The organism is Microbacterium sp. 2FI (assembly GCF_005502885.1).
Lineage (GTDB): Bacteria > Actinomycetota > Actinomycetes > Actinomycetales > Microbacteriaceae > Microbacterium.
This window is the reverse complement of the sequence record NZ_SCMR01000007.1, coordinates 143,297-163,452: the sequence shown is the minus strand read 5'-3', so window position 1 is coordinate 163,452 and position 20,156 is coordinate 143,297. Positions and strand designations below refer to the sequence as shown.

Annotated in this window: 17 protein-coding genes; 6 read left to right on the top strand and 11 right to left on the bottom strand. The window is 69.7% G+C overall.

The features are described 5' to 3' along the window. Positions 1–122 precede the first annotated feature (122 nt). The 5 genes from FFS15_RS08435 to FFS15_RS08415 all read right to left on the bottom strand — a co-directional run bounded on the left by FFS15_RS08435 (position 123) and on the right by FFS15_RS08415 (position 7,704). Positions 123–2,270 (bottom strand): AAA family ATPase, encoded by a 2,148-nt coding sequence (locus FFS15_RS08435; RefSeq protein WP_137844564.1) that lies wholly within the window; start codon positions 2,268–2,270, stop codon positions 123–125. A gap of 68 nt (positions 2,271–2,338) precedes the next feature. Continuing rightward, positions 2,339–4,009, bottom strand: coding sequence for a SulP family inorganic anion transporter (locus FFS15_RS08430; RefSeq protein WP_137844563.1), 1,671 nt, complete (start codon positions 4,007–4,009; stop codon positions 2,339–2,341). Between the two features lie 47 nt (positions 4,010–4,056). Further along, positions 4,057–5,064, bottom strand: coding sequence for a helix-turn-helix domain-containing protein (locus tag FFS15_RS08425; RefSeq protein ID WP_137844562.1), 1,008 nt, complete (start codon positions 5,062–5,064; stop codon positions 4,057–4,059). A 210-nt stretch (positions 5,065–5,274) separates the two neighbouring features. Then, positions 5,275–6,480, bottom strand: coding sequence for a glycosyltransferase (locus tag FFS15_RS08420; protein WP_137844561.1), 1,206 nt, complete (start codon positions 6,478–6,480; stop codon positions 5,275–5,277). Between the two features lie 6 nt (positions 6,481–6,486). Continuing rightward, positions 6,487–7,704 carry a glycosyltransferase gene (locus FFS15_RS08415; protein WP_137844560.1) on the bottom strand — a complete coding sequence of 406 codons (1,218 nt, stop codon included), beginning with the start codon at positions 7,702–7,704 and terminating at the stop codon, positions 6,487–6,489. Between the two features lie 120 nt (positions 7,705–7,824). Here FFS15_RS08415 and FFS15_RS08410 point away from each other — a divergent pair, with 120 nt between their 5' ends. Both FFS15_RS08410 and FFS15_RS08405 read left to right on the top strand, forming a co-directional pair. Beyond that, positions 7,825–8,418: a hypothetical protein gene (locus FFS15_RS08410; protein ID WP_137844559.1), complete on the top strand. Its 594-nt coding sequence runs from the start codon at positions 7,825–7,827 to the stop codon at positions 8,416–8,418. A gap of 26 nt (positions 8,419–8,444) precedes the next feature. Beyond that, positions 8,445–9,275: an LLM class F420-dependent oxidoreductase gene (locus tag FFS15_RS08405; RefSeq protein ID WP_137844558.1), complete on the top strand. Its 831-nt coding sequence runs from the start codon at positions 8,445–8,447 to the stop codon at positions 9,273–9,275. Between the two features lie 6 nt (positions 9,276–9,281). On the opposite strand, the gene FFS15_RS08400 is transcribed toward FFS15_RS08405, so the two are convergent. Both FFS15_RS08400 and FFS15_RS08395 read right to left on the bottom strand, forming a co-directional pair. Further along, the gene (locus FFS15_RS08400) at positions 9,282–10,415 is read right to left on the bottom strand and encodes an AI-2E family transporter (RefSeq protein WP_137844557.1); all 1,134 of its coding nucleotides are present in this window, start codon (positions 10,413–10,415) and stop codon (positions 9,282–9,284) included. A gap of 35 nt (positions 10,416–10,450) precedes the next feature. After that, the gene (locus FFS15_RS08395) at positions 10,451–13,054 is read right to left on the bottom strand and encodes a LuxR C-terminal-related transcriptional regulator (protein ID WP_137844556.1); all 2,604 of its coding nucleotides are present in this window, start codon (positions 13,052–13,054) and stop codon (positions 10,451–10,453) included. Positions 13,055–13,162: 108 nt separating this feature from the next. Between FFS15_RS08395 and FFS15_RS08390 the strand changes: the two genes are divergently transcribed. The 4 genes from FFS15_RS08390 (at position 13,163) to FFS15_RS08375 (ending at position 14,689) form a co-directional block, all read left to right on the top strand. Further along, complete coding sequence (locus FFS15_RS08390; protein WP_137844555.1) at positions 13,163–13,381, top strand: hypothetical protein; 219 nt, start codon at positions 13,163–13,165, stop codon at positions 13,379–13,381. A gap of 94 nt (positions 13,382–13,475) precedes the next feature. After that, complete coding sequence (locus FFS15_RS08385; RefSeq protein WP_137844554.1) at positions 13,476–13,856, top strand: SHOCT domain-containing protein; 381 nt, start codon at positions 13,476–13,478, stop codon at positions 13,854–13,856. Positions 13,857–13,884: 28 nt separating this feature from the next. Then, on the top strand, positions 13,885–14,304 hold the full coding sequence (locus tag FFS15_RS08380) for a DUF6325 family protein (protein ID WP_137844553.1): 420 nt from the start codon (positions 13,885–13,887) through the stop codon (positions 14,302–14,304). A 19-nt stretch (positions 14,305–14,323) separates the two neighbouring features. After that, positions 14,324–14,689, top strand: a complete 366-nt coding sequence (locus FFS15_RS08375) for an SHOCT domain-containing protein (protein WP_137844552.1) — start codon at positions 14,324–14,326, stop codon at positions 14,687–14,689. Positions 14,690–14,752: 63 nt separating this feature from the next. On the opposite strand, the gene FFS15_RS08370 is transcribed toward FFS15_RS08375, so the two are convergent. The 4 genes from FFS15_RS08370 to FFS15_RS08355 form a co-directional block, all read right to left on the bottom strand. Further along, positions 14,753–17,119, bottom strand: a complete 2,367-nt coding sequence (locus FFS15_RS08370) for an arylsulfatase (protein ID WP_137844551.1) — start codon at positions 17,117–17,119, stop codon at positions 14,753–14,755. A 94-nt stretch (positions 17,120–17,213) separates the two neighbouring features. Further along, positions 17,214–17,930, bottom strand: coding sequence for a potassium channel family protein (locus tag FFS15_RS08365; protein ID WP_137844550.1), 717 nt, complete (start codon positions 17,928–17,930; stop codon positions 17,214–17,216). Positions 17,931–17,934: 4 nt separating this feature from the next. Beyond that, complete coding sequence (locus FFS15_RS08360) at positions 17,935–18,993, bottom strand: DUF998 domain-containing protein (RefSeq protein ID WP_171013128.1); 1,059 nt, start codon at positions 18,991–18,993, stop codon at positions 17,935–17,937. Then, on the bottom strand, positions 18,990–20,126 hold the full coding sequence (locus tag FFS15_RS08355; protein ID WP_249353864.1) for an AI-2E family transporter: 1,137 nt from the start codon (positions 20,124–20,126) through the stop codon (positions 18,990–18,992). Before FFS15_RS08355 ends, FFS15_RS08360 begins: the two co-directional genes overlap by 4 nt. Positions 20,127–20,156 lie beyond the last annotated feature (30 nt).

Sequence of the window (20,156 nt, the reverse complement as noted above, 5' to 3'; positions counted from 1 at the left end):
GCCCCCGCCCCACCTGTCACCGAGTGCACGGGTTGCCGCCGAGCGCACGGGTTACCGGCGCGGGCAGGTCGTGCACTCGGCGGGATGCCGTGCACTCGGCGGGGAAGAGGCGGCCGCGGGAACTACTGACCCTCGCTCACGAGCGTGAGGCCCGAGCCGTCCGCGGCCACGTCCACGCGCACGACGTCGCCGTCGCGCACGCCGCCGCCGAGGATCGCCATCGCGAGGCTGTCCTGGATCTCGGACTGGATGAGCCTACGCAGCGGCCGCGCCCCGAACACGGGGTCGTAGCCGCGTTCGGCTAGCCACGTGCGCGCGTCGGGCGTCACCGCGAGCGAGAGCCGGCGGTCCTTGAGCCTCCGCTGCAACGCGAACACCGCGAGCTCGACGATCTGGGCGAGGTCGTCTTCGGTGAGCGCCTGGAAGATCACGATGTCGTCGAGTCGGTTGATGAACTCGGGCTTGAACGCCTGGCGCACGAGCCCCTGCACCTGCTCGCGCTTCTGCTCGATCGACAGCGTCGGGTCGATCAGGATCGGCGAGCCGAGGTTCGAGGTGAGCACCAGGATCACGTTCGTGAAGTCGACCGTGCGACCCTGGCCGTCGGTGAGGCGCCCGTCATCCATGACCTGCAACAGCACGTCGAACACCTCGGGGTGGGCCTTCTCGACCTCATCCAGCAGGACCACCGAGTAGGGCCGGCGGCGCACGGCCTCGGTGAGCTGGCCGCCCTGCTCGTACCCGATATAACCCGGAGGGGCGCCGACCAGGCGCGACACGGAGTGCTTCTCGCCGTACTCCGACATGTCGATGCGCACCATGGCGTGCTCGTCGTCGAAGAGGAACTCCGCCAGCGCCTTCGCGAGCTCGGTCTTGCCGACACCGGTCGGGCCGAGGAAGAGGAATGAGCCGGTCGGACGACCAGGGTCACTGATGCCCGCGCGCGAGCGGCGCACCGCGTCGGACACGGCCTTCACGGCCTCCTTCTGGCCGATGAGGCGCTTGCCGAGCTCGGACTCGAGGTGCAGCAGCTTCTCGGTCTCGCCCTGCAGCAGGCGCCCGACCGGAATGCCGGTCCACGCCGCGATGACGGCGGCGATGTCTTCGTCGGTGACCTGGTCGTTGACCATGCGGTCACCCGCGGGCTCATCGCGCTCGGCGTCCACGAGCTGCCGCTCCAGCGCCGGGATGTCGGCGTACAGCAGACGCGACGCCTTCTCGAGGTTGCCCTCGCGCTGAGCACGCTCGGCCTCCATTCGGGCGGCGTCGAGCTTGGTCTTGAGGTCGCCGACGCGGTTGAGCGAGGCGCGCTCGCGCTCCCATCGGGCCTGCAGGTCGTCGAGCCGCGACTGCTCGGCGCCGAGGAGTTCGCGCAGCGCCGCGAGCCGCTCCTTCGAGGCTGCGTCCTTCTCCTTCTTCAGTGCCAGCTCCTCGAGCTTCAGCCGGTCGACGTGGCGGCGCAGCTCGTCGATCTCGAGGGGTGCGGAGTCGATCTCCATGCGCAGGCGCGAAGCGGCCTCGTCGATGAGATCGATGGCCTTGTCGGGCAGCTGGCGCGAAGGGATGTAGCGATGCGAGAGGGATGCCGCGGCCACGAGCGCGGCATCCGCGATCGCCACCTTGTGGTGGGCCTCGTACCGCTCCTTGAGTCCGCGCAGGATCGCGACGGTGTCTTCGACGCTGGGCTCGCCGACGTACACCTGCTGGAAGCGGCGCTCGAGGGCGGCATCCTTCTCGATGAACTCGCGGTACTCGTTGAGCGTGGTCGCACCGATGAGACGCAGCTCGCCGCGGGCGAGCATGGGCTTGAGCATGTTGGACGCCGCGACCGAGCCTTCGCCGCCGCCCGCGCCCATCAGCACGTGCAGCTCGTCGATGAACGTGATGATGCGGCCGTCCGACTCGGTGATCTCCTTGAGGACGCTCTTGAGGCGCTCCTCGAACTGGCCGCGGTACATGGCACCGGCGACGAGGGCCGAGATGTCGAGGGTGACGAGCTCTTTGCCCTTGAGCGACTCGGCGACGTCTCCCGCGACGATGCGCTGGGCGAGACCCTCGACGACGGCGGTCTTGCCGACACCGGGCTCGCCGATGAGCACGGGGTTGTTCTTGGTGCGGCGGGTGAGCACCTGGCTGACGCGGCGGATCTCGCTGTCGCGTCCGATGACGGGGTCGAGCTTGCCCTGGCGGGCACGGTCGGTGAGGTTGATCCCGAACTGCTCGAGAGGACTCTGCGATTCCTCCTGCCCGGGGTTCTGCGTGGCGTTCATGGTTCTCCTGAAGTCGTGGGGCGTCGCGATTCACAAAGTTGAGCCGTGACGACTCAAGTTTAGCACCGCTACCTGCGGGCGTCGATCTCGGCGAGCGCATCGGCGTAGGCGCGGCGCAGGGTCTCGCCGACCCACTCGGTGCCGCGGTAGACGTTGCGCTCGCCGATGTCGTCGATCAGCCCGCCGGCGGCCAGTTGGTCGATGACCCGCGCCTCGGAGGCCACGACCTTGAGGCTCGAATCGGCGTCCGCAAGCTGGTGAGCGAGCCTGCGGAGTACGTCGACGAGCGACAGGCCGATCTGATCGGTGCCGCGCAGTCGCACGATCACGACGGCGTTGTGCGACTCGCGGCTAACCGCCGGCAGCTGCCGCTCGAAGACAGGCGCGCTGGCGAAGAAGAGGCTGCCGTACGGCTGGAGCACGAGCACCGCGTCGGGCGGCACGACCGCCGGCGGATCGGACTCGCGCAGCCGCCCGTCGCGCTCGAGGCGCACCGCGCGCACCCGCACCCGGTTGGACTGCTCGGCGACGAAGAGGATGACACCGAGGCCGACGCCGACCAGCACCGCGAACTGCAGCGGGATGATGAGGGTGAGGCCGAACGTCACGGCCATGATGGCCGTCTGCAGCGGGCCCGACTTCACGACCGAGTACACGCGACTCGGCTTGATCGCGCGGAACCCGACCACGATCAAGAGCCCCGCGAGTGCCGGCATCGCGACGAACGCAACGAGATCCGAGGCGACGAAGACGACTGCGGCCATCACCGCGCCGGCGATGAACAGCGCGGCGCGCGAGCGGGCGCCGGACTGCACGATGAGCGACGACCCCGACATGGATCCGCCCACCGGCATCCCCTGGAATATGCCCGACACCAGGTTTCCGACGCCCTGGCCGAGGAAGTCGCGGTTGGCGTCGGCGGGCCTGCCGTCCTTCGTCGGGATGCCGGCCGAGACGGCAGCCCCCTGCACGAGGCCGACGAAGGCGAGCGACAGCGCGGGAAGCAGCAGCGCCGGCACCGCGGTGAGATCCGGGAGCACAGGGGCGGGAAGGCCCCGTGGCACATCGACGAGGTCGCGCAGCAGCACGACCGAGCTCTGTACCCACGTGTTGAGGATCACCGCGCACACCGAGCCGACCACGACCGCGATGACGAGGCCGAGGCTCCCCACCCGGGTCGGCAGGAGGACCACGATCACGAGCACCGCGATCACCCCGACGACGAGGGAGGGCAGGCTCCACTGACCGATGTGGATCAGCACGTCCACGGTCTTGAGCAGACGGTTCGGGCCCTGTGCCTGGTAGCCGGTGAAGTTCGAAAGCTGCCCGAGCACGATGTTCACCCCGATCGCGGTGATGAAGCCGGTCATGACCGCCGTGGGCACGAAGCTCACGAGGCGTCCCGCGCGGGCGATCCCCGCGACAGCCATCACGATGCCGGTGAGGATCGCGAGCGTGAACAGGCCGCGGTCGGGGTCGGGGAGGCTTCCGAGTTCGGCGTCCGCGACGACGAGGGCCATCGCGCTCGTCGCCTGCACCGCCATGAAGGCGCTGCTGGTGAACACCGCCGCCCCGACCATGCCGAACAGATAGCCGTAGAGTCCGGCGAGCGGATTGACTCCGGCGAGAAGCCCCGCCGCCAGCCCGTCGGGCACGGCCTCGACGCCGAGGATGAGCCCCGCGACGGCGTCCTTGCGCAGGGTCTTGCGCGTGAACCACGTCCGCGGATTGAGCGCCACGGTCACACGCTAGCGAACGGCCCGTCGCGAAGGGGCTCGGACGCGTGTCAGGCGACGGGGGCGAGTGCCGGCATTGCGGCGTGCTCGCGCTCCCCCGCGGTCGGAAGCGTGCACGAGAACCGTGCGCGATACGCCGTCGGGGTGGTGTCGAGCACGCGCGCGAAGTTCTGGCGGAGGACCGCTGCCGACCCGAATCCGGCCTCGTAGGCGATGCGGTCGAGACCGAGGTCGGTCTTCTCGAGCAGGCGCTGCGCGTGGATGATGCGCTGCCGCGCGAGCCAGGCCGCCGGCGTGGCGCCGAAGTCGGCCTTGAACCGACGGGCGAAGGTGCGCGGCGACATGTGCGCCTTCGCTGCGAGCTGGTCGACGGTGAGCTCGAGACGCAGGTTCTCGAGCATCCAGTCGGTCACGGGCGCGAGCGAGAGCGACGCGACCTGCGGGAGCGGCTTGTCGATGAACTGCGCCTGGCCTCCATCGCGCTGCGGCGAGACGACCATGCGGCGCGCGATCTTGTTCGTGAGCTCGGCGCCGAGCTCCTGCCGCAGCAGGTGCAGGCACGCGTCGAGCCCCGCTGCGGTGCCGGCGCTCGTGATGATGCGGCCGTCCTGCACGTAGAGCACGTCGGGGTCGACCTCGATCGCCGGGTACATCGCGGCCATGGTGTCGGCATACATCCAGTGGGTGGTCGCCCGGCGGCCGTCGAGCACGCCCGAGGCCGCCACCGCGAAGGCGCCGCTGCAGACGGTGAGCACCCACGCATCACGCGCCACCGCGCGGCGCACCACCGCCGAGACGCGCTCGTCGGCACTCCCCCACGACGAGCGCGGGATCGGGGTCACCACGACGAGATCGGCTTCGTCGGCGAACGCCAGGTCGTGCTCGACGTTGATCGAGAAGCCGATGTTGCTCGAGATCGCCCCCGGCTCGGGCGTGACGATGCGGAAGTCGAAGTTCGGGATGCCGTCGCTCGAGCGATCGAGCCCGAAGGCCTCGCACGCGAGCCCGAACTCGAACGGGGCGAATCCGTGCTGGACGATGACGGCGACGGTCTTCATGGTGATCTCCGATGGCAGTAATCAGTCTAACTGTGTCCATCCTGCCACTCGTGGCAGGGATGACGCAAGCGTAGCGTTTCTGCCATGTTCATGGTGATTCTCATTGCAGCTCTGTCCACGGCCGCGATCGCCTCGACGATCGCGGCACTCCGCAACGACGGCTACCGTCGCATTCCCACCGACTGGTCGCGCCTCCCCTGAAGCGGCGCGTCAGTGCGCGCTGACCCGCTCGTAGACCTCGATCATCGCGGCCGTCCGCGACGACTGGCGGAAGCGCTCGCGGATAGACGGGTCGACCGCCGGCGCACGCCCGGCGGCGATGTCTGCTGCGGCCTCACGCAGCGCTGCGGCGAGCGCTTCGACCGACTCGTCGGGCGCGGCATCCGTCCCCACCCGCCACAGACCCGAGCCCAGCTCGGCCGCCAGATCCGGGTCGCTCACGATCGAGGGCGTCCCGAGCGACGCCGCCTCGAAGATCGTCATGCCCTGCGTCTCGAAGCCGATCGAGGTCTGGACGACGGCGTCGGCCGCGGCGATCCGACGCAGCGTCCCGGCGTAGGTGAGCCGTCCGGCGAACCGCACGTTCGCCCGGGGCGCGGTCTTCGCGACCAGCCGGCGCGCCGCGCGCAGCTGGCCGCCGCCGCCGATCACCTCGACCTCGGCATCCACACCCGATTGCGCGACCGCCTCGAGGAACGGCAGCAGCCGCTTCTCGGGACTCATGCGCCCGAGCCACACGAACCGCGGGCGGCCGGGGTCGCGCTCCCCGGCATCCTCAGCGAGCACCTCGTCGAGGATCGCATCGTCGATGCCGTTCCAGACGACGTCGACCCGGGGGAAGACCCCGTGCTCCTCGAGTCGAGTGGCGAAGTGCGACGAGGGCGCGGTGACGGCGGAGGCCTGAGATGCGAGCCCGCGCAGGTACGACCAGCCGTCCGAGCCCGTCTTCACGGTGCCGAGCGAACCGCGCTGCCAGGCGCCCAGCACCCGCAGGACGAGACCGGGGAACGGCGTCGTCGCCTCGATGCCGACGTCGAGCCGGTTGTGCATCGTGTGGACGACCGGCAGGCCGTGGCGCGCCGCGAAGCGGTAGCCGATGAGCGCGCCCCAGAAGTCGGCCTGGATATGCACGAGGTCGGGCCTCGGACGCTCGTGCATCGCAGCATCCAGTCCGCGATCCGTGCGCTTCCCCGGCCACGACATCGAGTACTCGCGGTCGAGGGTCACCGGCATCGACGGCAGGTCGACGTACGCGGCGTCGGCTGCGATCGACCGCCCGCGCGGTCCGTGCACCGCGGGAGCCACGATCGTGACGGTGTGGCCGGCGAGCTCGAGGAAGCGCCGCTGCAGCCGCATCGAGACCTGAGCACCGCCGAGCGTCTCGACGTGCTGATCGCCGAACATCACGACGTGCACGGGCGGCTACTCCGGCAGCGGGTCGCCCCGGTACAGCGCCTCGAAGGTGTCGAGAGTGCGCTGCATGTCGTGCACCTTGACCCCATCGAGCGAGGCCTGCTGCATGGCGAGGCGCGCCTCGGGCGTCTGGGTGAGGACCGTGGTGAGCTTCGCCGCGAGGTCGTCGACATCACCCGGCGTGAAGAGGAACCCGTTCTCGCCGTCGTGCACGAGATGCGGCAGCGCCACCGCGTCGGCCGCGACGATCGGCAGGCCCGAGGCCATCGCTTCCATCGTCGCGATCGACTGCAGCTCGGCGATCGAGGCGATCACGAACGCGCTGGCGTTGGTGAGGCAGCCCTTGAGCTCCTCGTCGGTGGTGTGACCGTGGAAGGTGACGCGATCGCTCAGGCCGAGCTCCTTCGTCAGGTGCTCGAGGTTGCGCCGCTGGTCGCCGTTGCCGACGATGTCGAAGGTGACATCGAGCGCGGGGTCGAGCTTCGTGATGGCCCGCAGGACGACGTCGATCTGCTTCTCGGTGGTGAGGCGCCCGACGAAGACGATCCGATTCGCATCGCGCGGCGTGAGGTCGGCGGTGTAGTTGCCGGCCTCGATCCCGCAGCTGATCGGGATCACGTTCGTGATGTCGATCGTCGACTCGAGGAAGTCGGCGGCCCGGCGCGTCGGGGTCGTGACCGCCCGAGTGAGGTCGAAGGTGCGCTTGGCATCCGCCCACAGGATCTTGATCGCGTACGTGTCCAGGATCGGCGGGAGCGTCGTGAAGTCGAGCACGTTCTCGGGCATCACGTGGTTCGTCGCGATGAGGGGGATGCCGCGCTTGTGCGTCTCGCGGGCAAGCCCCCGGCCGAGGTTGATGTGGGACTGGATGTGCACGACATCGGGCTCGACCGAGGCCAGCGCCTTGCGCGAGTAGTGCTTGGTCATCCACGGGAAGACGAAGGTCAGCCAGTCGTGGGGCCAGTAGCGGTGCGACGGAACGCGGTGAACGGTCATCGGCTGACCCTCGACGACCTCCGTGAACGTCCCGTGCGGGGCGCGGCTCTTGCCGGGCGCGAGCACGTGCACGTCGTGACCGCGGGCGACGAGCCCCGCGGCGAGGCGCTCGGCGAAGCGAGCTGCGCCGTTGACGTGGGGCGTGAACGTGTCGGCGCCGATGAGGATCGTCAACGGGCGCGGACCATCGCCGGCGGCGGAAGTGTCGTCGGGCGTCGCGGGATCGGTCACGGGGTCGATGGCCTGTCTGTGCGGCGGGGGGCGGCGCGGCGAGGGGTGTTCACGCGCGGAGTCAACTGTACCCGAGGGGCTCCCGGCGGGCCGGATCACCGGGCCACGTACGCTGGAGGCATGCCCCGACTTCAGGCCGACGCCGACCCGACGCTCTGGGTTCCGGTCACCGATTCGCTCGGCATCCGCGGGCGTCGCCATCGCAAGGCGGCGATCCGGATGCTGCTCACCCAGGCCAATCGCGCTATGGGTCACACCGAACGGCGCGGCAGCGGCTTCCTCGCGTGGACGATGAGTCAGGCGGCGCCGTTCCTCATGAAGCAGGCCGCCGGACGTGTGCTCGTGTGGGTCTGGAAGAGCGACCCCGACCTGCTGGTCGCGATGGCCCAGGTGCAGGAGGCCACACCGCAGCTGCGCACCTCGCGCGCCATGATGCCGATGGAGTACGACGACACCGAGTCTTTCCGAAGCCAGCACCTGGGCGTGGGCGAGAAGCTCGCGATGCCGCTCCCCGCCGATCCGCGCACCCCGCCGTTCGCGACCTACACATGGGACACCGGCACGCACTTCGTCACGGTCACCGCCGTGTGCTCAGACCGCGAGCGCTTCGGCATCGTCGTCGGCTCGATCGACGACCTCGCCCGCACGGTGCGCATCGTCGAGGATCTCGCCGTCGGCGAGACCCCCGGGGTGCTGCGCATCGACCCCGCCTGAGCGACTCGAGGAAGGCCCGAGACCCCGTGAACCACCCCGCCACGCACCGCCCCGTCCGCATCGGGGTGCAGCTCGCGCCGCAGCACGGCTCGTACGCCGCGTATCGCGACGCGGTGCTGCGCGCCGAGGATCTCGGCGTCGACGCGATCTTCAACTGGGACCACTTCTTTCCGCTCACCGAGCCGATGGACGCCGAGCATTTCGAGGCGTGGACGGTGCTCGCCGCGATGGCCGAGATCACCGAGCGCGTGCAGTTCGGGCCGCTCGTGAACTGCAGCTCGTACCGAAACCCCGATCTGCAGGCGGACATGGCCCGGACCGTCGATCACATCAGCGCGCGCGGCACCGGCACCGGGCGACTGATCTTCGGCACGGGGTCCGGCTGGGCCGAGCCCGACTACGACGCGTACGGCTACGAATTCGGAACCGTGGGCTCGCGGCTCGACGCACTCGCCGCCGACCTGCCCCGCATCCGCTCGCGCTGGGACCGGCTGAACCCGGCCCCGACCCGCCGGATCCCGGTCCTCATCGGCGGGCAGGGTGAGCGCAAGACGCTGCGGCTGGTCGCTCAGCACGCCGACATCTGGCACACCTTCACGCGGCTCGACGACATGCCGCGCAAGATCGGCGTCCTCCACGAGTGGTGTGCGCGCGAAGGCCGCGACCCGGCAGAGATCGAACTGTCGACCGGCTTCACGATCCGCGGGTTCGGACCGCTGCTCGAGGACGATGCCCCGGCGCGCCTGCACGCGCTCGGATTCCGCCTCCTCATCCCCGCGATCGACGGACCCGACTACGACCTGAGCGCGCTCACTCCGCTGCTGGAGTGGCGGGATCGGGTGAACGACGGCGGCTGAGGCGCGTCAGAGCTTCAGATCCTGCTTCGGCACGACGACCTCGCGGATGATGAGCAGGATCGACGCCATGACGGGGAGCGCGACGAGCACCCCGATGATGCCCATGAGCGCGCCGCCGACGAGCGCGCCGATGAGCACGAGGGCCGCCGGGATCGAGATCGCCTTGTTCATGACCCGCGGGCTGATGACGTACGACTCGAGCTGGATGTAGATGAGGTAGGCGATCGCGAAGATGAGTGCCTGCAGCGGGCTCGTGAAGAGCGCGATCACCGAGGCCAGCACCCAGAAGATCACCGAGCCGAACAACGGGATGAGGGTGATCACGAACGCGACCACCGCCATCAGCGCCGGGAACGGCAGGCCGATGACGAGGTGGAGCACGAAGACGGTCGCCGCATTGAAGGTCGACAGCGTGACCGAGCCGATGAGCGAGCTTCCGACCGACGACGTGATGCGCTCGGTGAGGTCGGCGAGGCGCGCGCGGCTGTGCGCCGGTGCCAGCGAGTACATCGCCTCCTTCATCGACGACAGCGAGGCGAGGAAGTAGAGCGTGAGCGCCACGACGATGAAGCCGGCAGACACGGCGCTGATGAACCCGACCCCGATCAGCAGCACTCCGCCGGAGAGAGCCGCAATCGTCGATGGGCTCGACGCCCACGCCGACAGCTGCTCGATGAAGCCGGTGACCGCGGCCTGCGCGTCGGGGGTGAGGCCTGCGAACCACAGCGAGTCGGGGATGCCGGAGATCGCCTCGGGAATGAGCTCGAACAGCTGCGCCACCTGGCCGATCACGGGCGGCAGGACGAAGACGAGGAACGCGGCGAACACGAGCGTGAAGCTGCCGAAGACGATCGCGATGCCCGTGGGGCGGCTGCGGCCGTGGCGCTCGAGCAGGCGGACCATGGGATCGAGTCCGACAGCGAGGAACAATGCCAGGACGATGTAGACGATGATCGTCCCGATCGTCCCGAGTGCGCTGCCGAGCAGAAGCGCGGCCAGCACCCCAAGCGTCACGAGGAAGCCGCTCACGAGCGGCTTGTCGAGATCGGCGAGGACGCCCAGTCGCGACGGCCGCGCGCGCGGATCCGGCGGGGCCGGGAGCGTGTCGGCCGGGTCTGCGGGGTCGAGCGGCACAGTCATGAGGAAATGATGGCGCGCATCTCACGCGCGACGCTTCACCCCACGCGGGCGATTTCGTGCGCGTCCAGCAGCCCGAGTTCGACGGCGCGGGTGATGGCGGCATCCCGCCCGGGCACATCGAGCTTGCGATAGATGTGCCCGACATGCGTCTTGACGGTGTTGGTCGAGACGAAGCAGCGCGCCGCGATGTCGGAGATCGTGAGCCGAGTGGGGAGGTAGGCGAGGATCTCGAGCTCGCGTGGCGTGAGCTCCTCCACGAGCCGGTCTCGCCCGTTCCCGGACGCGGCCCGCGTGCGCTTCACGACGAAGCGACGGAAAGCGGTCGGATTGCCCGGCAGCTTGTCGATGAGGTCGGCGACGTCGGGCCCCGCCCGCACGAACGGATGCACGAGCCACTCCGGCTCGGCCCTGCGAAGCGCATCATCGAGAAGTGCGCGCGCCTCGGTCACGCGCCCCTCGAGGGCCAGCGTCCAGGCCTCGAGCACCTCCTGCTTGATGGCGGGGAGAACCGACCGCGTCGCGCGCTCGGGCGCGACCGCCCGCGGCATCCGTTCGCGCGCAGCGCTCGGCTGGCCCGCGGCGAGGAAGGCCGCCACCTCCTCGAAGGCGAGCGGCGACCAATCGGGCGGGCGAGGATGCATGGGTGCCGCGACGAAGACTCCGCGCAGGCGCTCGCGTCGCAGCTCGATGGCCATCATCGAGGCACGCACGAGCGGCGGGGGCGGGCCGGCGGGTTCGTCGGCTGCGGCATCGAGTGCGAGCGGATCGATGAGCTTGGCAGCGAGGCGCGCGATCCACATGAGCTGCGTGCGACCGTTCGCCGCCGCCCGGAGGCCCCCCTCAGCCAGTGCGAGCGCCCCGTCGTCGGGCTCGCCGCGCTGGATCGCCACGACCGCTCGCGCCAGGTAGGCATCAGCGGGGGCGGGGTGGGACAGAAGATCGAAGTCGCGTGCGATGGCGAGGGCCTCGTCAGCGTGCGCCGCCGCGGCGTTCAGCGCCCCGTCGAATGCCTCGGCGAGCGCGAGGCTGCCGAGGGCGTGCACCCGATACGGCGTATACGCGATGCCGGGCGTTGCCAGCGCGGCTTCGACGGCAGCGCGCGCGGCATCCAGCTCACCGAGGAAGAAGTGGGCGCGACCGAGGGCGGCCGTGCTCACCGTGACCAGCAGCGAGCGCGAGGTGAGCCCCATGAGGTCGGGCAGTTCGGCGTCGGAGTGGGCCGCCAGGTCTTCCAGCGAAAGCCGGGCAGCCTCCAGGTAGAGCTCCGGGTGCGGCTGGAACTGCACGCACACGGCGAGGTAGGCGCGGGCGACCTGGCGCTCCCCCACCGTCGCCCCGTCGCTCGCGATGACCTCGCGGAACGTGTCGGCGGCGTAGGCCCCGCGTCCGTTCATCCCCTCGACGAGCGCCGTCAGCAGCACGACGTCGGTGCGCTGCGCACGCACCTCGGCGGGAACCTGCGCGAGCCATCGCGCGACGGTCGACGTGCGGACGTCCTCGTACACGTCACGTCCTGCGACGAGCACGAGATCGAGCGCGGCACCCCAGCGGCGGGCACGCAGCAGCGCGTCGATCGCGGCGGCGCGATCCCCCTGCGCGAGGTGCCAGTCGGCAGCCGCCGTGAGCAGCCGTCCCTCGGCGAGCGAGTCCTCGGCGCGAAGGCGATAGCGCAGGAGGTCTCGGAACAGGTGATGGAAGCGGAACCACCCCGGGCGAACCGGATCGGCGATGACGAACATGGAGTCGTGCTCGAGCGCCTCGAGGAACCCGGCGCCGTCCGCCTCTCCCGCGACCGCTTCGACGAGGCCCGCGCACAGCTCTTCGAGCACCGAGAGCCTCGTGAGCGACGTGCGCCGCGATGCGCTCTGCGCGTCGAGCACCTCTTCGCTGAGATAGTCGACGACCAGGCGATCGGTTCCGGCGAAGCCGTCGACGACTGCGGCGGGATCATCGGCGAATCGGAGCCGCAGCGCGGCCAGCTGGACGCCGACCGCCCAGCCTTCGGTGCGCGCCGTGACCGCCGTTGCAGTCGACTCCGCTACCGGTCGCTTCATGATCCGGACCAGCACGCGCGCGGTCTCGTCGTCGTCGAAGGCGAGCTCGCGCTGACGGATCTCGACAAGCGCGTGCTCGAGGCGGTGGCGGCTCCAGCCGAGCTGGAGATCCATGCGCGAGGCGAACACGGCGTGCGCGTTCGGCGGCAGGAGGTCGACGAGCCGCCACAGATCCGGGAGAACCGGACTCCCGGCGATCCGGTCGAGGTCGTCGAAGACGAGGACGATCTCGCCCGCGTCGGCGAGGCCGTAGGCGAGTTCTTCGAGGTACGCCTCACCGAGGCCGCCCTCCGCGTTCGCAACCGGCGCCGACGGCACCGGCGCGCCGGGCGCAGCGTCGGCGATCGCCGCTGTCAGCCGCTGCGAGAACAATGAGACGTCGACGTCGGCGGGGGTGATGTCGAGCCACGCGAAGCGCAGGTCGGACCGACTCCGCACCCACTGCGACAGGAGGACCGACTTGCCCGATCCCGCGGGCGCGACGACGAGCACCAGGGGCCCTTCGATCCCGGCATCCAACTGGGATCGCAGCGCCGGCCGGTCGATCGCGTGTCCAGGGATCCGTCGCGCACCGCTGGCAGCCATATCGCTCTCCGTCCGGGGGTGGAGTGCTCGCACTGTCGGAATCATCCCACACGGGTGACGCCCGGGCGAACGGCGCACGGTCAGAATGCAGGCGGAGAGGATGCCGACATGACCGCTCAGACTGTCGAAGTGGTGGTTCGCGGGCGCCTCGGGCCCGACCTGATCGCCGCGCTGGACGGCTTCACCGTCGACACCGATGAGCAGGGACTCACGAGCGTCGTCGGTGCGATCCCCGACCAGGCGAAGCTGCTGGGACTACTCGCCCTTTTCGACGGCCTCCACATCGAGGTCGTCTCCGTCAACCCGGTGGAAACCCAGACGCGGTAGTGTCACCCGCACCGGGTGACGTCGACGGATGCCGCCGGACGTAGCTTCGACACAGTGGCGGGCATCCGACCCGCCCTTCACGATGGGAAATGTCATGGATCTCTGGTCTTGGGTCGCCTGGTTCTTCTGGGCGTTCGTGTTCATCTCCTACCTGATGGTGCTGTTCTCGATCTTCGGCGACCTCTTCCGCGACTCCGAGTTGAATGGCTGGGGCAAGGCCGCCTGGATCATCTTCCTGATCTTCGTGCCCTTCCTCACGGCGCTGATCTACCTGATCGCGCGAGGCCCGGGCATGGCCCGCCGCCAGGCCGAGACCATGCAGGCGATGCAGTCCCAGCAGGATGCCTACATCCGCGCGACCGCAGGCACCTCGAGCGCCGCCGACGACATCGCCAAGGCGAAGTCGCTGCTGGATGCCGGCGCAGTCACGCAGGCCGAATTCGACGCGCTGAAGGCCAAAGCCCTCGCGAGCTGACCTCACCGACCACAACCAGGAGGAACAGATGACGACATTCGACTACGGGCCCATCGAGCTCTACGCGATCGGCTTCGACGGCGACCGGCCCGGTCCCGCGGTGCTCGCGGCGATCGACGATCTGGTGGCCGCGGGCACTGTGAACGTGCTCGACCTCGTGTTCGCTCGGCGTTCGCCCGAGGGCGAGCTCGAGATCCTCGAGCTGTCCGACACGACCGACGACGGCGGCGTGCCCGCCCTCGACCTGGCGGGTCTCGCGGGCGAGGAAGACATCCTCTACCTCGCTGAGAGCCTCGCACCGGGGTCGTCGGCGGCGATCCTCGTCGTCGAGCTGCTGTGGGCGAAGGCGTTCGCGTCGGCGCTCTACAACGCGGGGGGCGCCGTGATCGCGCGCGAGGGCATCCCCGCTCCCATCGTGAACGCGTTCCTCGCAGACAACGCCGACTGAAGGACTGAAGGAGAAGACAATGCCACTCGGAAGAAGGGGCCGCCCCGGCCTCATCGGCATGGCCGCCCGCACGGCCGTCGTCGCCGGCACCGCCACGGCGGTCTCGGGAAGCGTCGCCCGGCATCAGCAGGAGAAGGCGTACAACTCGCAGCAGGAGCAGGCATACGCGGCCCAGCAGCAGCAGGCGGCGATGGATGCCGCCGCCGCTCAGGCGGTCGCCAACGCTCAGGCCGCAGCCCCGCCGCCGCCCCCGGCTCCGGCACCTGCCGCCGCCGCACCGGCCGACGACATGATGGCCAAGCTGACGCAGCTGGCCACGCTCCACAGCCAGGGAATCCTGTCGGACGACGAGTTCGCCGCCGCGAAGGCCAAGCTGCTGGGCTGACACGCGCACAGTGACACGCATGAGGGCCGCACCCACCGGGTGCGGCCCTCATCGGCGTCAGGGCTACTGGCGGGCCATCGCCACCCGCAGGCGCTCGTCGGGATCGATGAAGTGGTCGTGGTCATCGACGCCGACGTCGATCTGCACCCAGTTGATCCTGCCCCGGAAGCGGCTCGAGCGCAGGGTGTAGTCATCGCTGACCGAGGTGCCCGACTCGAACCCGACATCCGTCGTCTCGTCTGCGGAGAAGATCATCGGCTGGGTGGCGCCGACGCGCCCGGTGCCCACCGCCGCGCCGTCGTAGAAGAGCGTCACATCGCCACCCTTGGCGAGGCCGCCGCCGTCGTAGGCGAACTCCATGCGCACCTGATGGGTCCCCGGCGGGATCGCCGACTCCGCGGTCGTGGTGAAGTGCTGGATGCCGAGGGTGTTGTACGTGAAGCGCGCGGCGCCGCCGACGACATACAGGCTCCAGCCGCCGAACCGACCGCCCTGCGCGATGATCACGCCCTCGCAGCCCGACGCACCCACCTCGATCTCGGCGGTGACCGAGAACGACTTGTTCTTGATGCTGACCACGCTGTTCTCGGACAGGCGCCCCATTCCCGAGAACAGCAGCTGGGAGTTGCCCCGCACGAGAGTGGGGCGACCGGCGAGGTCGGGATTCAGCCGCTCGCCGGTGCGGTCGTCGATCGGCAGCACGTTGTACTTGACCGCCTCGATGAGCCAGAGCCGCTGGAGCTCATGCAGCCGTTCGGGATGCTGTGCCGCGAGATCCCGCGCCTGCGAGAAGTCCGTGCTGCCGTCGTACAGCTCCCACACGTCGTCGTCGAGTGCTCGCAGCCCCTTCTCGATCAGCAGCCACGGGGTGCGGTGCTTGGTGACCGCGCTCCAGCCGCGGAAGTAGACGCCGCGATTGCCGAACATCTCGAAGTACTGCAGATCGTGGGTCTCGGGTGCGGCAGAGTCGTTGAAGGTGTACAGCATGCTCCGCCCCTCCATCGGCGACTGCTGCACGCCGTTGACCATCGTCGGCTCGGGGAGCCCGGCCGCCTCGAGGATGGTCGGGGCGACGTCGATCACGTGGGTGAACTGCGAGCGCAGGCCGCCGCGTTCCTCGACACCGCGAGGCCAGTGCACGATCGTGCCGTTGCGGGTGCCGCCCCAGTGCGAGGCGACCTGCTTCGTCCACTGGAATGGTGTGTCCATCGCCCAGGCCCACCCCACCGCGTAGTGGTTGTACGACGTGGGCGAGCCGAGCTCGGCCATCTTCGACAGCATGAACTCCGGGTTCTCCAGCGCCGCCATGCCGTTGAAGTTGGCCATCTCGTTGAAGGCACCGTTGATCGTGCCCTCGGCTGAGGCGCCGTTGTCGCCGATGATGAGGTAGACGAGGGTGTCTTCGAGGATGCCGAGGCTCTCGATCGCGTCGATCACGCGGCCGACATGATGGTCGGTGTGCTCGAGGAAGCCCGCGTAAACCTCCATCTGCCGCTCGAGGACGGGCTTGAGTTCGTCGGGCATGTCATCCCACGCCGGTATCTCCGCGTGCCGGGCGGTCAGCTCGGCGTTTGGAGGGATGACTCCCCGCTCCTTCTGCCGCGCGAAGGTCTTCTCGCGCTGCGCGTCCCATCCGTCGGCGAATCGTCCTCGGTACTTGTCCGCCCACTCGGCGGGGACGTGATGGGGCGCGTGCGTCGCGCCCGGGGCGAAGTATACGAAGAACGGGCGGTCGGGCATCAGCGCCTTCTGCGTGCGGATCCAGCTGATCGCCCGGTCGGCGAGGTCTTCGGTCAGGTGGTATCCCTCTTCGGGCGTCGCCGGCGGCTCGACCGGCGTTGTGCCTTCGTACAGGGCCGGCTCCCACTGGTTGTTCTCCCCGCCGATGAAGCCGTAGAACGTCTCGAATCCGCCGCCGCCTGACGGCCACGCATCGAACGGTCCCATCGGCGACGACTGCCAGACCGGCACCTCGTGGCACTTGCCGAACTGCGCCGTCGAATAGCCGTTGAGCTTCAGCGTCATCGCGAGTGGCGCCTTGGTGTTGGGGCGCAGCGAGCTGTTGCCGGGCGCCGAGGTCGCCGTCTCGGTGACGCTCCCCATGCCGACGGAGTGATGGTTGCGCCCGGTGAGCAGCGCCTGTCGCGTGGGCGCGCACAGCGCGGTGGTGTGGAAGCGGTTGTAGCTCAGCCCGCCGGCGGCGAGGCGCTCGGCCGTCGGCGTCTCGCACGGGCCGCCGAAGGCGCTCGAAGCCCCGAACCCGACGTCGTCGAGCAGGATGACGACGACGTTCGGCGCCCCCGCAGGCGGCAGCAGCGGCTCGATCGGCGGGTAGCCGGTGTCGGGGTCTTTCGCGTCGAAGGTCGTGAGCCCCGGCCCCGGACGATCCGGGATGGGAAGCATCGTGCGTGCGTGACGATCGGCGGTCATGGGTCCGTCCTCTGCTCATCGACTCGGCGCGCACACGCTACGCGCCGCCGTCACCCCCGACGTCACCCGGTGGGGGTGATCGCCGAGCCGCGACTCAGCGCTGGGGCGGCTCCCCCAAGCGGGCCGTCACCTCGGCGAGCTGGCGGGAGACCTCGCGCAGCTGGCCGCGGGTGGCCGGCTCGTCGGTGTCGTTTCCGCGCGCGGCCGCCCGCTCGATGACCCACGAGGCGAGGGTCGCCGTGACGACCCCGACGATCGCGACACCGCCGCACATCAGCAGCACCGCGACGGCGCGCCCGTACCCCGTCACGGGGTAGAAGTCGCCGTAGCCGACCGTCGTGATCGTGACGAACGCCCACCAGACCGCGTCGCCGAAGTCGAGGATGTTCGACTCTGCCGAGCGCCGCTCGGCATCGAGGACTGCCAGCGCGGAGATCCAGATGATGATGGCGGCGGCCCCAGCGCCGTAGATCGCGAGCCGACTCCGCAGCGCGGTGCCGGCCGTGCGCTGCAGCACATGCACGACGGTCAGCGCCTTGAGGAGCCGCAGCGGCCGCAGGGCGGGGAGGGCGACGACGGCGAGGTCGAACAGGTGGCCGCGGAACCACACCCAGCGCGCCCTCGCGAGCAGCAGCCGCACGAGGTAGTCGATGAAGAAGATCGCCCACGTGACCGCCATCGCGATCCGCGTCACGACGTAGGCGTTGCCCTCGAGATTCGCGATCACCTGCCACGAATACGCGACGATGAACACCGCAGACGCGATGATGAGCGGCCAATAGGTGAGCGCCCGCCACCGGTCCTCGGTCACGGTCTCAGCCCCGCGCGTCCTGCTCGAGGGCGGCCGCGTTGCGGATGAAGAGGATGATCCACGTGAAGACGAGGATGCCGGCGACGAGTTCGACCGCGGTGAGCGTGTAGTACCCGACGCCGAACAGCACCGACAGCACGAGGATCACAGCGAGGAAGAGCCAGCCCAGCAGCACGAAGGGCCGCGGGATGCCGGTGATCCAATGAGGGAGACGGATCACCAGGACGCCGAACGCGACCACCATGCCCGAGGCGACGCCGGTGTGGATGCCGAAGAAGAGGTTGACCGGAAAGACGCCGACGAGGGCCAGGAACACGCCCACGATGATGAGGCACGTGCGCACCCGCGCGATGCCGCGCGGGTGCTCGGTCGGGACGCCCCGCGTCGCGTACCGTGCGAGCGTCGTGACGAGGAAGCCGGCGACGATGAGGGTGAGGTTGAACGCGAGCGCCGAGACGTTGGTGGTCATGCCCAGCGCGCTCAGGTTGTCCTTCCACCAGTCGGGATCGCTCGCGGTGAGCATGCTGGCGAGGATGCCGAGGACGAGGAACACCGCGAGGACCACGGCCAGCATCTGCAGATCGAGGTGGGTCGCCGAGTAGAAGACGACGTACGCCGTCATCGCCGACGTCGCACCGGCGAGCACCAGCACCGCGAGCGGGAAGACCTCGGCGCCGATGAAGGCCTGCTCGAGGATCACGGCGAGCAGCGTCCATCCGAGGAGCGCGATGACTGCGTGGGCGATCGCGAGGGCCGCGATGTCGAGGATGTCGAGGGCGTGCAGCTTCTCGCCGCGCGTGCGGTCGCGCAGCAGCAGCCGGCCCGCGACGAAGGTGACCACCGCGACGGCGGCAGCCGAGATCGCGGCGAACTGCCCGAGGGAGCCGGGGCCCGAGATGGGCGCGGCCTGGAACTGGAACGCGATCATCGCGACGAGAGCGATGAGGACGAAAGAGGCGGCGCCGGCCCCGAGGGCGAGCGTCTCGAGCGACCGTTCGCTGGATGCATCGTCGTGCAGGCGATCCTGCAGCCGGCTGCGGCGGGTCTCGGCGGGTGCGGTCATGGTCGTTTCCTCGCTGCCCGATCGGGCGTGGGTAGGGGTGGGGAGGGGGGATCGGATGCTGCGGCCCCGGCCGATCGGTCGCCCGAGAGCCATCGCAGCCACCGTGTCTCGGGATCGCCCTCGAGCACGAGCGCACGGACGAACAGCGTCAGCGGGATCGACAGGATCGCACCGAGCGGGCCGATCACGAAGGTCCAGAAGATCACCGAGAAGAAGCTCAGGGTGAGGCTCAGGTCGACCGCGTCGCTGACGAACTTCGGCTGCACGAGCACCTGCAGCACGACGTTCACGACGCAGTAGATCGCGATGACGGCGAAGAACATGGGCCACCCGCCGACGACGAACGCGAGGATGGCGGGCGGGATGAGACCGAGGACGAATCCGATGTTGGGCACGAAGTTGGTGACGAAGGCGAGGACTGCCCACACGATCGGCGCAGGCACGCCGAGCCACCACAGCGCCAGTCCGTCGAGGACCGCGACGATCGCGCCGAACGAGGCATTGACGACGTAGTAGCGGCGGATGCCGCTGTTCAGGCGCCGGATGCGCGAGAGCACCGGTCGACTCGACGCGCCGAACTTCTGCTCCGCCTCGCTGTAGCGCGCGGCGTCCGCCGCCATGAAGATCACGTACGAGACGACGAAGAACAGGGCCGTGGCGACACCTAGGATCGTGCCGCCGAGGCTCGACGCGAGACTCAGGATCGTGCCGGGGTCCAGCGCCGAGGCCGCGGCATCCGAGGCCTGCTCATCGAGACCCGCCGCCACGAGCCACGCGAGGAACTCGTCGGCGCTCGCGCGCAGCTGGTCGGCGAAGTCGGCCACGAGACGCGCGAACTGGGTGCCCGCGAGCCAGAGCAGAGCGCCCATCGTGAGCAGCACGAGGTAGACCACGAGGATGACCGCGGTCGTGCCGAGCCAGCGCGGGCGCCCGGCGCGATCGAACGGTCGTCGCACCGGCTCGCAGATGACCACCAGCACCATCGCGAGCGCGAGGGGGCCCACGATCTCGCGGGCGAAGAAGACGCCGGCGAGCGCGATCACCGTCGCCGCCATCACGATGAGGACGCGAAGGCTCGGCGAGAGCGCGGGCGGAGAAGCCGGCGCGGAAGCCGGCGACGGAGTTCGGGTCACGCGGTCAGAGTATCGACAACACGACGAGGC

Bases quoted from the DNA above. Each gene is read 5' to 3' on its own strand.
- FFS15_RS08385 (WP_137844554.1), top strand. From the start codon at position 13,476: ATGGATCTCTGGTCTTGGGTCGCCTGGTTCTTCTGGGCGTTCGTGTTC.
- FFS15_RS08395 (WP_137844556.1), bottom strand. From the start codon at position 13,054: ATGGCTGCCAGCGGTGCGCGACGGATCCCTGGACACGCGATCGACCGG.
- FFS15_RS08390 (WP_137844555.1), top strand. From the start codon at position 13,163: ATGACCGCTCAGACTGTCGAAGTGGTGGTTCGCGGGCGCCTCGGGCCC.
- FFS15_RS08360 (WP_171013128.1), bottom strand. From the start codon at position 18,993: ATGACCGCACCCGCCGAGACCCGCCGCAGCCGGCTGCAGGATCGCCTG.
- FFS15_RS08375 (WP_137844552.1), top strand. From the start codon at position 14,324: ATGCCACTCGGAAGAAGGGGCCGCCCCGGCCTCATCGGCATGGCCGCC.
- FFS15_RS08425 (WP_137844562.1), bottom strand. From the start codon at position 5,064: ATGAAGACCGTCGCCGTCATCGTCCAGCACGGATTCGCCCCGTTCGAG.
- FFS15_RS08380 (WP_137844553.1), top strand. From the start codon at position 13,885: ATGACGACATTCGACTACGGGCCCATCGAGCTCTACGCGATCGGCTTC.
- FFS15_RS08410 (WP_137844559.1), top strand. From the start codon at position 7,825: ATGCCCCGACTTCAGGCCGACGCCGACCCGACGCTCTGGGTTCCGGTC.
- FFS15_RS08435 (WP_137844564.1), bottom strand. From the start codon at position 2,270: ATGAACGCCACGCAGAACCCCGGGCAGGAGGAATCGCAGAGTCCTCTC.
- FFS15_RS08370 (WP_137844551.1), bottom strand. From the start codon at position 17,119: ATGACCGCCGATCGTCACGCACGCACGATGCTTCCCATCCCGGATCGT.
- FFS15_RS08400 (WP_137844557.1), bottom strand. From the start codon at position 10,415: ATGACTGTGCCGCTCGACCCCGCAGACCCGGCCGACACGCTCCCGGCC.